We start from the raw sequence: 13273 nt of genomic DNA, 5'->3' as shown, positions 1-13273 counted from the left end.
CAACGCGAAACCGTGTCGCGGTGCTACTCGGCGGCGGGGTCCCCGTCGTCGGCCATCGTGAAGTCGTCGAACGAGAAGCCCGGCGACACCAGGCAGCTCAGCAGCACCTCGCCGTCGCCCGGGATCGTCCGCTGCCACACCCCGCCGCGCACGAACGCCTGCGCGTCGTTCACCCGGTCGCGTCCGGCGTCCGGGCCGAGCGTGATCGTCGCACCGGGCTCGGGGACGTCACCGTCGCCGCCGAGCTGCAGGTCGACGGTGTCCGGCCCGTGCCACATCCAGATCTCGTCGCTCGTGACCCGGTGCCAGGCGGAGGCCTCGCCCGGGGGCAGCAGGAAGTGGATCAGGGTGGCGGCGGGACGCTCCCCCGCGGGGGTGGTGACCGTCGCCGGCGAGGTCCAGGTGCGGACGTACCAGCCACCCTCGGGGTGCGGTTCCATGCCGAGGGCGATCGCGCGCTTCGGCACGTCGAGCCACTCGATCAGCTCACCGGTGACGGTTCGGCGTGCGGCCGTGCCGGGGCGGGGTGCGGACTCGGTCATCGTTCCTCCTGGTGCGGTGCGGGAATGTCCATGTGCGGGGAAGCCGGCTCGGTGACGACGCCCGCCGCGGCGCGGACGACTCCACGGATCACGGTGGCGGCCGCCCGACCGGCGCCGTCCTCGACGAGTTCGGCGACCGCGTCCGGCACGGTCCGGGCGTCGACGTCGAAGACCGCCAGGTCGGCACGCGCCCCGACGGCGAGGTGCCCGATGCGGTCCGGCCCGACGGCGAGGCCCATCGCGTGCGCACCACCGAGGGTCGCCGCCGCGAGCAGCCGCTCGTGCAGGTCACGGTGCCCGTAGCCCTGGGCGCGGGCGATCCGGTGCAGCGCGGTGACGTCGGCCATCAGGTCGAGGGACGGCGACGACGACAGGGAGTCGGTGCCGATGGCGATCGGGCTGCCCTCGCGCAGGTAGTCGGCGACGGGCGGCGGGTCGAGGCCGATGACGGCGTTGGAGCGGGGGCACAGCGCCACCGCGGTGCCACGGGCACGCAGGAGCGCCCGGTCGGCGGCGGTCATGTACACGCCGTGGGCGATGTGGCAGTCCGGCCCGAGCACGCCGAGACGGTCGACGAACGCGGTCGCGCTCGCACCGAAGCCCAGGGCTCGCAGCGCCCGGAACGACGGCACGTTCGCCAGGTGCCAGTCGTTCCCGTGGCCGACGCCGTCGACCCCGTCGAGCCCGGGGACCGGACCGAGGGCGGTGCGCTCCCCCTCGAATGCCGCTTCACCGAGGTGCAGGTGCAGTCGCAGACCGCGCTGCCGCACGATGTCGGGGAGCTCGAGCAGCGGGGCGACCTCGAGCGAGTACGGCGCGTGCGGGGACAGGCCGGCTCCGGGCGTCGTGGGGATCCGGTCGAGTTCGTCGAGCACCTGGTCGCGACCGTGCGACTGCCAGGCGTCGTTCTCCCAGTCCATCACCTCCCAGTACGCGATGCCGCCGAGCCCGGCGTCCTGCAGCGCGGTCGAGGCCTCGATGTCGGTGACGATGTCCGCGATGCTCGTGACGCCGGCCAGGATCGACGCCCGTGCACCGTCCGCGGCTTCGGCCCGCCAGTCGTGCGGTTCGGCGTAGTCGACGTTGAACGCTGCGGCCCAGTCCTCGAATCCGCTGTACTGCCGTTGGCCGACACTGGCCATGCCGGTGTACTGGAGGTGCGAGTGCGCGTTCACGAGTCCGGGCAGGAGCGCGCCACGCCACTGCCGCTCGGTGAAGGTCGCGTCGGACCCGGTGAGCTGGTCGATGACCCACGACCGGTCGCCGACGTGCAGGATCCGGCCGTCCTGCACGGCGACCGCGCCGTCCGCGATCGGTGGCGCCGTCATCGGGACGACGACGCGCGCCGAGTGCACCGTGACCGGGTGCTGTCGGGCGCTCACGCCGGGTCTCCGAAACGGTGCGTCCGGACGTCCGGCTCGCGGTCCGCCGGGTGCTCAGCGGGGAGGCCGGGAGGCACGGGTCGGCTCCCGAAGGCGGCGAGCGCCGCGCGGGCGGTCACGTCGTCGACCGCGGGGTCGATCGGCACGACGGCACGCTCCAGTTCGTCGCCGCGTTCCAGGAGCATCCGGACGGCGCCGAGCTGCACGGCGAACGACAGGTCCATGATCTCGACCGGGTTGCCCTCGGCCGCGGTGATGTTGATGCAGCCACCGTCGTCGAGCACGATCGGCCCACCGTCGGACCCGGGGAACACGAACCGCTCGGCCTTCGGGCCCACGTCCTGGCGCCGGGCCCCGGCGGCGAGCGCGCCGTCGACGGCGATCTCCTGGTCGACCCCGCCGGCGACGGCGAGGACCGCACCATCCGCGCAGGCACGGAGCACCTCGAGGTCGATGGTGTGCGACACCCCGGTGGCGCTCATCACGAGGTCGGCGTCACACACCGCCTCGACGAGCGGGGCCACGGCGTACCCGGCGAACCGCGCCTGCAGGGCGCGGACCGGGTCGGTCTCGGCGACCGTCACCCGGAACCCGAGGGCTGTGAGCACCAGGGCGACCCCTTCGCCGACGTGCCCGAACCCGGCGACGACCGCCGCGCCTCCCGGGATCACCCGGTGTGTGCCGGACGCGAGCCCGTCGACCAGGTCGAGCACCGCGAACACCGTCGACTGCCCGGTGCCGTACCGGTTGTCGAAGAACGTCTTGGTGCGGGCGTCGTTCACCGCGATCACCGGGATGCCGAGCTCGCCACGCGCCGCAAGTACACGCAGGGGTCGCAGGCCGCTCGTGGTCTCCTCGGCGGCTCCGAGCATCGTCGGCAGCAGGTCGGGGCGTTCCTGGTGGGCGAGCCGGATGACGTGCGAGCCGTCGTCGAGCAGGATGTGCGGCGCGGTGTCGAGCATCGCGAGGGCCAGCTGCTTCTGCTCGGGGAGCGTCGCCGTGCTGCTCGCGAAGACCGCCAGGCCGGCGGACCGCAGTGCCTCGGCGACGGCGTCGTCGGTCTCGTCGGCGTGGGCGTAGACGACGACCTCGGCGCCGGCGTCACGGAGGAGCAGGCTCAGCACCGCCGTCTTGGGCTCGAGGAACATCGCGACGCCGATGCGGGTGCCGCGCAGGAGTCCGCCGTCGCGGAGCTCCGCGGCGACCGAGCGGGCGACCGGCATGGAACGTCGTGCCCAGCGCAAGCGGGCGTCCGCTGCGGGGTCGTCTTCGAGGTCGCGGCCGGTGGACACCAGGAAGACGTCGTCGGAGAGCATCGGGACGGCGAGCACGCCGGGGCGGGCCGATGTGACGGGACCGAAGGCGTCCTCGTCGACGGCGGGCAGGTACCGGCCGGCGTCGACGACGACCAGCGTGGTGCCCCGCGGGCGGTCGGCGGCCTGCTCGACCGCGGGGGTCGACTCCTCGGGCGTGCCGAGGCACCAGAGCTGGTCGACGAGGTCGGACGGGTGCTGCCGGTGCTGGTGTTGGTGGTTCGGCTGCTCGGCCTCGCGCGCCCCGAGTGCGGTCAGCAGGTGCCGCAGTGCCGCGGCGTCACGGGGGTCACCGCCGACGATGCGGAACCGGCGGGCGGCGACGAGCAGGTTGGTCGCGGCGGCGAAGCGCCGGACGGCCGCCGAGGCCCAGGCCAGCGTCGCGGGATCGGGTGCTGGCGGCATGTGCCAATCGTAGGGCGAGCGGGGCGCGGGTCCGGCGGCGCTCCGGGAATGCCCGGGGGCGCTCCGACGTACTCTCTGCACATGAGCGATGCAACGACTGCCCCCGACCGCGTGACCATGTTCGGCGCCGACTGGTGCCGCGACTGCCGTCGGTCCAAGGCGCTGCTCGACACCCTCGGCGTGGACTACGAGTACGTCGACGTGGAGCAGGACCTGTCCGCGGCCGACCGTGCCGAGGCGATCAGCGGCCGGAAGAACATCCCCGTCGTGGTGCTGCCCAACGGCAAGCACTTCGTCGAGCCGTCCGACGCCGAGCTGCGAGCAGAGCTCGAGGCCTCCGGCGTCGTCTGATCGCCACTGGCCGCTGCGACTCCACGCACCCAGCGACACCTCACGGGCACTGTGGCGCGTGAGGTGTCGCTGAGCGCCAGCGGTCGCCGCACCGGCACCCCCCGGGCGGACATCGGATGAATCAGGCATCATGAGCGCGTGATCATCGACGCTCACCACCACCTGTGGGATCCCGCCGACCGGCCGTACCCCTGGATGGACGACTCGGTCGCTCCGATCCGCCGCCGGTTCGACGTGGACGACCTCCGCGCCGCCGCCCGGAGCACCGACGTCACCCGGACGATCGTCGTGCAGGCCGTGCACGACCCCGGCGAGACCGCCTGGCTCCTCGAGCAGCCCGAGCCGGTCGCCGGGGTCGTCGGCTGGGTGGACCTGACCGCGGACGAACGGCAGTCGGTGCTGAGCGGGACGGCGGAGCGCACGTACCTGCATGGGAGGACCCTCAGCACCGGCGACCTTGTCGGCAACCCGGAGCAGACATAGGATGTCTCTGGTTGCGCCGGTGCAGCCGGAGAGCGAGGAACGATGCAGTTCGCACGACTCGGCCCCGCGGGCGGCGAGATCCCCGTCGCGGTCGACACCGACGGCGAGGTCCTCGACCTCCGCCCGATCACGACCGACATCGGCGGGGCCTTCCTGGCGTCCGACCCGGTCGCCCGCGTCCAGCACGCGCGGAGCGCCGGAGACCTCCGAGCGCTGCCCGACGCCGAGGGTCTCCGCCGCGGAGCACCGGTGGCCCGTCCCGGCAAGGTCGTCTGCATCGGCCTGAACTACCGCGACCACGCCGCCGAGACCGGCGCCGAGATCCCGACCGAGCCGATCGTGTTCATGAAGGACCCGATGACGGTGATCGGCCCGGACGACGAGGTCCTGATCCCCCGCGGCAGCGAGAAGACCGACTGGGAGATCGAACTCGCCGTCGTCATCGGGCAGACCGCCCGCTACTGCGACTCCGACGAGGCCGCGAGCGCCTGCATCGCCGGCTACGCCATCGCCAACGACGTCTCCGAACGCGCATTCCAGCTCGAGCGCGGCGGCCAGTGGGACAAGGGGAAGTCCTGCGAGACGTTCAACCCGCTCGGCCCGTGGCTGGTCACCCCCGACCAGGTCGACCCGGCGGCGCTCGCACTCCGGCTCACCGTCAACGGCGAGGTGCGGCAGGACGGCACCACGGCGGACATGATCTTCCGACCCGTCGAGATCGTCCGGTACCTGTCGCAGTTCATGGTGCTGTACCCGGGCGACGTCATCAGCACCGGCACCCCGGCCGGGGTCGCCCTGGCCGGACACGCGCCGTACCTGCAGCCCGGCGACGTGGTCGAGCTCACCGCCGACGGGCTCGGCTCGCAGCGCCAGACAGTGGGAGCAGCCTGATGACCGGCACCACCGCGACCGGGATGCCCAGCACCCACGCGGGTCTCCGCGCGATCGTCACCGGCGGCGCCTCCGGCATAGGCGCGGCCATCGCGGCCGCGCTGCAGGAGCGCGGCGCAGCGGTCGCCGTGCTCGACCTGCAACCGTCCGCCGCCGACGGACTCGTCTCCGTCACCTGCGACGTGTCGTCCGACGAGTCCGTCCGTGCCGCCGTCGCGTCGGCCGTCGACCAGCTCGGCGGTCTCGACGTGCTCGTGAACAACGCCGGCATCGGCGCCCAGGGGACGGTCGAGGACAACTCCGACGACGAGTGGCGCCGCGTGTACGAGGTCAACGTGCTCGGCGCCGTTCGCCTGTCCCGCGCCGCGCTCCCCCACCTCCGAGCGTCGGACAGCGCGAGCATCGTCAACACATGCTCCGTCGCGGCCACCGCCGGGCTGCCCCAGCGGGCGCTCTACTCCGCCACGAAGGGGGCGATCTCCGCACTCACCCGCGCGATGGCCGCCGACCACGTCCGCGAGGGCATCCGCGTCAACGCCGTCAACCCCGGCACCGCCGACACCCCGTGGATCGCGCGACTCCTGTCGTCCGCGGACGACCCGGCCGCCGAACGCGCCGCGCTCGAGGCACGCCAGCCGCACGGACGCCTGGTGCAGGCGGCGGAGGTCGCCGAGGCGGTCGCCTACCTGACGAGCCCGCTCGCCCGGTCGACGACGGGCGTCGAGCTGGCGGTCGACGGCGGGATGCAGGCGCTCCGGCTGCGGCCGGCCTGATGGTCGCCCCGCGGCTCCGCCGCACCGGCCTGGAGGCCCGTCCCGGGTATCGTCGGGACGTCCCGCCGCGCACGCGGCCGGATCCACAGGAGGTGGTGACGTGGCGTCGTTAACCGACGATGCGATCGCACGCATCCAGCAGATGATCGTGAGCGGCGAGCTCCAACCCGGCCAGCGCCTCCCGCCCGAGAAGGAACTGAGCGAGTCGCTCGGGCTGTCCCGCAACAGCCTCCGTGAAGCGGTGAAGGCGCTCGAGCTGATCCGCGTGCTCGACGTCCGACGCGGCGACGGCACCTACGTGACGTCGCTCGAACCGGGCGTCCTGCTCGAGGCGGTGTCGTTCGTCGTCGACATGCACCACGACCGGTCGCTCGTCGACCTGCTCGAGGTGCGCCGCATCCTGGAACCGGCGTCCGCCGTCCTGGCGACGGCCCGTGCCACGGCGCAGCAGATCGACGAACTCGCGACCCTGATGCAGTCCGTCGGCGAGGACACCGGCGTCGAGGACCTCGTCGCCCACGACCTGCTGTTCCACTCGACCATCGCGGGCATCGGCGGCAACCAGTACCTGTCCGGGCTGCTCGACGCCCTGTCGAGCAAGACGGTACGGGTGCGGGTGTGGCGCGGACTGACGCAGAACGGCTCGGTGCAGCGGACCCTCGACGAGCACGCGGCCATCGTCGACGCCATCCGCCGCCGGGATCCGCAGCTCGTGCAGGCCCTCGTCGTGTCCCACGTCGAAGGTGTCGAGCGCTGGTTGCGGCGCTCCCTCGACTGAACCCGACAATCCTCCCAGGAACCTCGGAGTTGTGTCGGTCCTCGGCCCTGACTCCGGCAACCATGCCGCGGCAACCGCACCCACGAGGAGGACACCGTGCTCGGTCTCATCATCAGCTTGATCATCATCGGACTCATCGCCGGCGCTCTCGCCCGGCTGATCATCCCCGGCAAGCAGAACATCGGCATCCTCATGACGATCGTCCTGGGCATCGTCGGCTCGTTCGTCGGCGGGTTCCTCGGCTACCTGATCTTCAACCACGACGGGAACGACGGCTTCTTCCAGCCCGCCGGCATCATCGGCTCGATCATCGGCGCCATCATCGTGCTGTTCATCTACACGCGCGTCGCCGGCCGCGGTTCGCGCCGCTAGGCACCACGTGTTGCCGGTCCGACCGGCGCACCACCGAAGTCACCCCGAACCACGCAGACGCGTGGTTCGGGGTGACTTTCGTCGTACGTGGCGTCACATCGCGAGCAGGCCCGCTGCACGCAGGTCGTCCCAGAGCGCCTCGGGCACGACGGCGGCGGCCCGGGCGACATTCGAGCGCACCTGGTCGGCGGACTGCACCCCGAGCGCGATCGCCGCGACCGCCGGGGCCCGACGCGGGAACGCCAGCGCGGCCTCGGGCAGCGTGACCCCGTGGCGCTCGCAGACGTCGGCGACGGAATTCGCCCGCGCGAGCAGCTGCGCGGAGGCCTCGGCGTAGTCGTAGGTCGCACCCGCCGAAGGGCGCTCCTGCCCGAGCAGCCCCGAGTTGTAGACGCCGACCGCCACGACCGCGACGCCCAGCGACGCGCACCGGTCGACGAGCGCCGCCGCCGGTTGCTCGAGCAGGGTGTACCGCCCGGCGAGCATGACGACGTCGCAGAGCCCGGTGTCGACGGCCGCCGACAGCGCCTCGACGGAGTTCGACCCGACGCCGACCGCCCGCACGACGCCCTCGTCGCGGAGCTCGGCGAGCGTCGGCAGCGCCTGGGTCAGACCGTCGGTGAGTGAGTACACGTCCGGGTCGTGCAGGTAGGCGACGTCGACGTGGTCGAGCCCGAGGCGGCCGAGCGACTCGTCGAGCGAGCGCCGCACGCCCGACGGCGACGGGTCCCACTGCCGCACGGTGTCGTCCGGCACCGCGAAACCCCCGGACGCCAGGTCGTCGCCGTCACCGCGCCCGGGCACGAGCACCCGCCCGACCTTCGTCGACACGAGGAACTCCTGCCGGGGCCGTCCGGCGAGCGCCGCCCCGAGCCGCCGTTCGGACAGGCCCAGGCCGTAGTGCGGGGCGGTGTCGAACCCGCGCACCCCGGCGTCCCACGCGGCGTCGACCGTGGCGCGGGCGTCGTCGTCGGACACCGGACGGAGCAGGTTGCCGATGCCGGCCCCGCCGAACCAGAACGGGCCACGGTCCAGGTCGAGATCGGTCACGGGTCCACCTGATCCGCGTGGTGCACCTGGTCCGCCAGCGACCAGACCCGCGGGACCCCGTCGTCGTCGCCCGAGTAGTCGTCGTCCGCCTCGAGCAGCGGGTTGATCGTCTCCTGCCACTCGGCGTTGACCGGGTCGTCGGCGAGCGCCCGGCGCATCGCCCGGTGGTCCTCGACCTCGATCAGGTGGACCAGGTCGAGCCCGTCCCGCCAGATCGTCCAGTCGTGCACGCCGGCCTCGCGCAGTCGCGCCGCGAGCGCGGGCGGGACCGAGGCGTGCACGGTGTCGTACGCCGCCTCGTTCCCGGCCCGCAGTCGCGTCCGCGTCAGGATCCGCTGCATCAGTCGCGCAGGAACAGCTCGACGACGGGCACGGCGACGTCGGGCCGCACGATCGGCAGCGTCAGGGTGAGCGTGCCGGCGGGCTGACCGCCGAGCCCGGTGTTCTGCGCCCGAGTGCCCGGCGGGATCTCGCGGAAGTGGATCTCCGATGCGTCGTTGAGCAGCTGCGCGTACGCCACCCGGCCGGCGAGGTCGGGCAGGTGTACGTGCTCGAACGGCCACGCGAACAGGTGCAGGTACAGGCGGTTGCCGTTCTGTGTGTAGACGGTGTTCCGCGGGGCGACGAACCGCGACGGCCCCGCCCCGTACACCGAGCGAGCGTGCTGGTGCATCCACGTCCCGATGCCGTCGAGTGTCTGCCGCGAGACCCCGTCGAACTCGCCGCGACCGGTCGGGCCGATGTTGAGCAGCATGTTCCCGTTGTTCGAGACGCCGTCGACGAGCATGCGGACGAGCAGGTCGACCGGCTTCAGGTTCAGGTTGTCGCGGTCGTAGCCCCACGAGCCGTTCAGCGTCTGGCAGGCCTCCCACGGCACCGGGACGCCGTCGACCTCCATCGGCTTGTCGGGCTGGTACTGCTCGGGGGTGACCAGGTCACCGGGGATGTCGAGCCGGTCGTTCACGATGATGCCGGGCTGCAGCCGCTTCGTCAGCGCCATGAGCTCCTCGGACCCCCACTCGTCCCGGCCCTTGCCGCCCCAGATGTCCTCGTGGTCGTTGTCCCGGTCCGAGAAGTCGTAGAACAGGTAGTCGATCTGCCCGTAGTCGGTGAGCAGCTCCTCGACCTGACCGTGGAGGTACTCGCGGTAGCGCGACATGTCGCGGCCCTCGTTGAACGCCTCGATCTCCTCCGGCGAGTCGTCGCGCCGGGGGTGCACGCCGTCGACGGTGAAGTCCGGGTGGTGCCAGTCGATGAGCGAGTGGTAGAAGCCGACCCGCAGCCCTTCGGCACGGACGGCGTCGACGAACTCGCGCACGATGTCGCGGCCGAACGGGGTGTTCGTGGACTTGTAGTCGGTCAGGGCGGTGTCCCACAGGCAGAAGCCCTCGTGGTGCTTCGTGGTGAGGACGACGTACTTCATCCCCGCTTGCCGTGCCCGACGTGCCCAGTCCGCGGCGTCGAACAGGTCCGGGTCGAAGTGGTCGAAGTACTTCTGGTAGTCCTCGTCGGTGATCCGTTCGCGGTTCTTCACCCACTCGTGCCGTGCCGGCAGGGCGTACAGCCCCCAGTGGATGAACATGCCGAACCGGTCGTGGGAGAACCACGCGGGGAACCCCGCGGAGTCGGTCGCGGTCTGCGGCTCGGCAGGTGCGGTGATGGTCATGAGGCCAGTGTTCCTTTCAGTGGAGGGCGAGGGGGGACGGTCGGCGGTGTCACCGGCCGCCGAGACCGCTGGTGACGATCCCCTTGACGAGGTGCTTCTGGAGCAGGATCAGCAGGACCACCGTGGGCAGCATCGAGATCACCGAGGCCGCCATCACGAGGTTCCACTCGGAGCCCTGCTGCCCGAAGAACTGCTGCAGGCCGAGCGGGATGGTGCCACGGGCCTCGACGTCGTTGACGATGACGAGCGGCCAGAGGAACGAGTTCCAGTACGCGATGAACGAGAACACGGCGAGGACTGCCATCGTCGGCCGGGCCAGCGGGAGCATCACCGAGAAGAACGTCCGGATCGCTCCGGCACCGTCCACCCGGGCGGCGTCGTCGAGTTCCTGCGGCACGGTGAGGAAGAACTGCCGCACCAGGAACGCGCCGAGTGCCGTGAACGCCCACGGGATGATGAGCGCCTGGAACGTGTCGACCCACCCGAAGCCCTGCATCATCACGTACATCGGGATGACGAGGACGTCCTGCGGGATCATCAGCGTCGCCAGGAACAGGACGAACACCGTGTTCCGGCCGCGCCACCGCAGTCGCGAGAACGCGTAGCCGGACAGCACCGCGACGGCGACGTTGATCGCCGTGCCGGCCGCGGCGACGAAGACACCGTTCAGGATGAACCGGGCGAACGGCAGGTACGTGAACGCCTGTGCGTAGTTGCCCCACTCGATGGACGAGCCCCAGAGCGTCGGCGGGGTCGTGAACACGTCGGCCGACGGCTTCAGACTCGTCGCCACCATGTAGATGAGCGGCGAGACGAACAGCAGGGCCACCAGACAGAGCAGCACGTAGCCCACCGCGTGGCGCACCCGGCCGGTCTGCCGGTGTGTGCGGGGCAGCGCGGTCAGACCGGCGGCGGGAAGAAGAGCTGGAGCCGCAGCATTCTCGTTTACTGGGACATGTATGCCGGGTACCCCTCGGCTCAAAACAAGATTCAGACTGTGCCGGCAGCAGGTAAGCCCACTCTGAGCGGTACCGTGACGAGCCAGCAGCAACGCGGTGCGTTCAAGGAGCCCAAGGAAATGGCGCATTCCCTCTTCCGCCTGACCGGGGGCGCGAAGGGCACCTCCTATCTAGTTGGTAGGTACAAGGGTTACAACGGCTCGGGATCTGTGAAGATCGAGGACCTGGTCGTAGATGACCCCACCTATAAGATCCACAAGGTGCTTGGCGTCGGTTCCAACGTCGCCTCTCACCGTTTCCACTGCAGCTCATGTGGCAAGCGGTGCTGGTACCCGAACAAGAAGGAGGCTGGCATCTAGCCATCCGCAGATTCGATATCCCGGTAGCGAATACAACCTGCCGGGGTATCGAATCTTGTGACCATCTCGAGGCGCTTACTCACGGTCAGTGAGCCCAGCAGGTGGTCGTCTCTTGTGTTCCTGAGAGTGACCAAGAGTTCTTCTCCGGTACTTGCCGCTGAGACCATCCGCCAAGGGTCCGTTCCGCGGCCCCAGACTCCCAACGTTATAGGGAGGGCAAGCCGGACCACTTCTGGCTCAAGTCCCCACTGGCCGGGATGCGTCTCCTGCAGCTCTCCCGCCAGTCGATACTCCCGTGTGGCGGGATCGTAGGAATCAAGGTCACCAGTGTTCCGGTCCTCCGCTCGCCAAGCCCCAGTCAATGGGTTTGCCCCACACGTCGTACTCCGCGAGCTGGCTGCCGTATTGTTCTGTTGCCGTGAGTTGTACGGGTTGGTACCGTCGAGGAGCGACTAAAATCGGGAGCACTTCTGAAATTAGCAACTCCGCGGATGATGGCCCGAAAATCGCCGGTGAGTCCTGCATTGTACCGGCGGTGAATGCAAAGTCCTGTGGTTCCGACATGGGTCTCCTCCTGAGTCGACGAGCGGGATCAGTAGCACTGATGGGAATTCGATGGGGGCTGATGCCTGTACGGGGTCCGCGACAAGTCTTGTATCCCTACGGTTGCGAGAGGTCTCGTCGGCGGCGAGATCGTGCAAGCGAGTTCCGCGAGAGTCCGTGGGACGGCGAGTCTCGCAACTATGTGTCGCAAGTGTGGGCCATGATCGCTGTCATGAAGGTTGGTTGTGAGACAGTTGCCGCATCGTGGTGAAGCTGATCGGGTATGCGCGCGTGTCGACCCGGCAGCAGGACACCGATCGGCAGGAACAGGATCTGCTTGCCGCGGGAGTGCGCAGGGATGACCTGTACGTCGACCAGGGGGTGTCCGGGGCTCGTGCCTCGCGCCCAGCGTTCGACCGGGCGCTGGACGCGCTGCACGACGGGGACACGTTGGCGGTCACCACACTCGACCGGCTCGGCAGATCCACGATCGACATGCTCAGCTTCGCCGCGCAGCTCCGTGACCGGAACGCGGGGCTCCGCGTGCTAAATCTCGGTGGTGGCGATGTCGATACGGCAACGCCGATGGGGTCGATGGTGTTCTCCGTCATGGCGGCGCTTGCGCAGATGGAACTCGAGATCAAACGTGAACGGGTTCGTGACTCGGTGACGAAGCGCCGCACCGCCGGTCAGGACCTCGGCGGCCGCCGCGCGGTGTTCACCGACAGCCAGGTCCGCGCCGCGATCCGGCTCCTCGATGCCGGCGAGTCGGCGTCCCAAGTCGCCCGCGACCTCGGCATGTCCCGCGCCACCCTGTACCGGCGCATCCGCCTCCTGCAGTCAAGTGATGCCGGATGAGCAAGCGGACGGCACTCAAGGATCGGCCGGAGGTTTCGCGGCACCTGCACGAACACATCATCGTCACCCGGAACGAGCTGGACGCGTTCGTCAGCGACGATGACGCTGTGCAGCTGCTGGTCCTCGCCGAATTGCGGTCGCAAGCTGCGGACCAGGAGGCAACGCTGGTCCTCGCTCTCGAAGCGGCCACCGTCACAATCCTCGCAATCATGCTCTCCCGGGTCCCGACCTCCGGGAGTGCAACAGCAAACCTTGGGTCTGGGTGGGTTGGAACTGCTGCATTTGCGATCGTGTGTGTCGTGCTGGCCGCGGTGGCCGTAGCGCTGGCATTGCCGTCAGTGAAGCGTGCGGTGCTCGGCAACCGGAACCGCGCTCGCGCCGTGGTCTGGCTTGGTGCCTATGAGCAGGCGCTTGCAGAGCGCCCGTCGGCAGCCTCGACGGCAACCTCACGACGACAGTGGTTCGCGCGACGTCCCCGACGATGAGTCCCGAACAAGCTAGGGCGACACCAGGCGAAGCGAACGAGCCGATGCCGATTGTGATGATGC

16 protein-coding genes are annotated in these 13273 nt (G+C 70.3%); 9 read left to right on the top strand and 7 right to left on the bottom strand.

Annotated elements, in window-relative coordinates; all coding sequences use genetic code 11:
* Window positions 1-23: 23 nt before the first annotated feature.
* From DEI98_RS06935 to DEI98_RS06925, 3 genes are read right to left on the bottom strand one after another with little or no spacing between them, the layout of a single operon-like run.
* Entirely contained in the window at window positions 24-542 is a 519-nt protein-coding gene (locus DEI98_RS06935) for a cupin domain-containing protein (protein WP_111100315.1), read from the bottom strand.
* Window positions 539-1924 (bottom strand): amidohydrolase family protein, encoded by a 1386-nt coding sequence (locus DEI98_RS06930; RefSeq protein ID WP_258370758.1) that lies wholly within the window; start codon window positions 1922-1924, stop codon window positions 539-541. Before DEI98_RS06930 ends, DEI98_RS06935 begins: the two co-directional genes overlap by 4 nt.
* Complete coding sequence (locus DEI98_RS06925; RefSeq protein ID WP_111100314.1) at window positions 1921-3642, bottom strand: adenosylhomocysteinase; 1722 nt, start codon at window positions 3640-3642, stop codon at window positions 1921-1923. The genes DEI98_RS06930 and DEI98_RS06925 overlap by 4 nt, the downstream gene beginning before the upstream one ends.
* Window positions 3643-3723: 81 nt before the next feature.
* On the opposite strand from DEI98_RS06925, the gene DEI98_RS06920 reads away from it, so the two are divergent.
* The 6 genes from DEI98_RS06920 (at window position 3724) to DEI98_RS06895 (ending at window position 7290) form a co-directional block, all read left to right on the top strand.
* On the top strand, window positions 3724-3993 hold the full coding sequence (locus tag DEI98_RS06920) for a glutaredoxin family protein (protein WP_017888006.1): 270 nt from the start codon (window positions 3724-3726) through the stop codon (window positions 3991-3993).
* Window positions 3994-4131: 138 nt separating this feature from the next.
* Complete coding sequence (locus DEI98_RS06915) at window positions 4132-4476, top strand: amidohydrolase (protein WP_111100313.1); 345 nt, start codon at window positions 4132-4134, stop codon at window positions 4474-4476.
* 42 nt (window positions 4477-4518) lie between these two features.
* Window positions 4519-5367 (top strand): fumarylacetoacetate hydrolase family protein, encoded by an 849-nt coding sequence (locus DEI98_RS06910; protein WP_110865417.1) that lies wholly within the window; start codon window positions 4519-4521, stop codon window positions 5365-5367.
* Window positions 5367-6140, top strand: a complete 774-nt coding sequence (locus DEI98_RS06905; protein WP_220037072.1) for an SDR family NAD(P)-dependent oxidoreductase — start codon at window positions 5367-5369, stop codon at window positions 6138-6140. Before DEI98_RS06910 ends, DEI98_RS06905 begins: the two co-directional genes overlap by 1 nt.
* Window positions 6141-6240: 100 nt before the next feature.
* Entirely contained in the window at window positions 6241-6918 is a 678-nt protein-coding gene (locus DEI98_RS06900) for a FadR/GntR family transcriptional regulator (RefSeq protein WP_111092777.1), read from the top strand.
* A gap of 96 nt (window positions 6919-7014) precedes the next feature.
* Window positions 7015-7290: a GlsB/YeaQ/YmgE family stress response membrane protein gene (locus DEI98_RS06895; protein ID WP_110865416.1), complete on the top strand. Its 276-nt coding sequence runs from the start codon at window positions 7015-7017 to the stop codon at window positions 7288-7290.
* A gap of 93 nt (window positions 7291-7383) precedes the next feature.
* Here the strand turns inward: DEI98_RS06895 and DEI98_RS06890 are convergent, their stop codons facing one another.
* The 4 genes from DEI98_RS06890 to DEI98_RS06875 are packed head-to-tail and all read right to left on the bottom strand — an operon-like array spanning window position 7384 to window position 10871.
* Window positions 7384-8340: an aldo/keto reductase gene (locus tag DEI98_RS06890; RefSeq protein WP_110865415.1), complete on the bottom strand. Its 957-nt coding sequence runs from the start codon at window positions 8338-8340 to the stop codon at window positions 7384-7386.
* Entirely contained in the window at window positions 8337-8681 is a 345-nt protein-coding gene (locus DEI98_RS06885; RefSeq protein WP_110865414.1) for an L-rhamnose mutarotase, read from the bottom strand. The genes DEI98_RS06890 and DEI98_RS06885 overlap by 4 nt, the downstream gene beginning before the upstream one ends.
* Window positions 8681-10006, bottom strand: coding sequence for an alpha-L-fucosidase (locus tag DEI98_RS06880; protein WP_110865413.1), 1326 nt, complete (start codon window positions 10004-10006; stop codon window positions 8681-8683). Before DEI98_RS06880 ends, DEI98_RS06885 begins: the two co-directional genes overlap by 1 nt.
* Window positions 10007-10055: 49 nt before the next feature.
* Window positions 10056-10871, bottom strand: a complete 816-nt coding sequence (locus DEI98_RS06875; protein ID WP_164941182.1) for a carbohydrate ABC transporter permease — start codon at window positions 10869-10871, stop codon at window positions 10056-10058.
* On the opposite strand from DEI98_RS06875, the gene DEI98_RS18615 reads away from it, so the two are divergent.
* The 3 genes from DEI98_RS18615 (at window position 10863) to DEI98_RS18325 (ending at window position 13210) form a co-directional block, all read left to right on the top strand.
* Window positions 10863-11324, top strand: coding sequence for a hypothetical protein (locus tag DEI98_RS18615; protein WP_181422760.1), 462 nt, complete (start codon window positions 10863-10865; stop codon window positions 11322-11324). The genes DEI98_RS06875 and DEI98_RS18615 overlap by 9 nt on opposite strands.
* Before the next feature lie 807 nt (window positions 11325-12131).
* Entirely contained in the window at window positions 12132-12725 is a 594-nt protein-coding gene (locus tag DEI98_RS06870) for a recombinase family protein (protein WP_110865412.1), read from the top strand.
* Window positions 12722-13210, top strand: coding sequence for a hypothetical protein (locus DEI98_RS18325; protein ID WP_146237764.1), 489 nt, complete (start codon window positions 12722-12724; stop codon window positions 13208-13210). Before DEI98_RS06870 ends, DEI98_RS18325 begins: the two co-directional genes overlap by 4 nt.
* Window positions 13211-13273: the final 63 nt, after the last annotated feature.

The organism is Curtobacterium sp. MCLR17_034, assembly GCF_003234485.1.
Classification (GTDB): Bacteria; Actinomycetota; Actinomycetes; order Actinomycetales; family Microbacteriaceae; genus Curtobacterium; species Curtobacterium flaccumfaciens.
The sequence above is the reverse complement of the archived record's forward strand: the minus strand, read 5'-3'. Positions and strand labels throughout refer to the sequence as shown.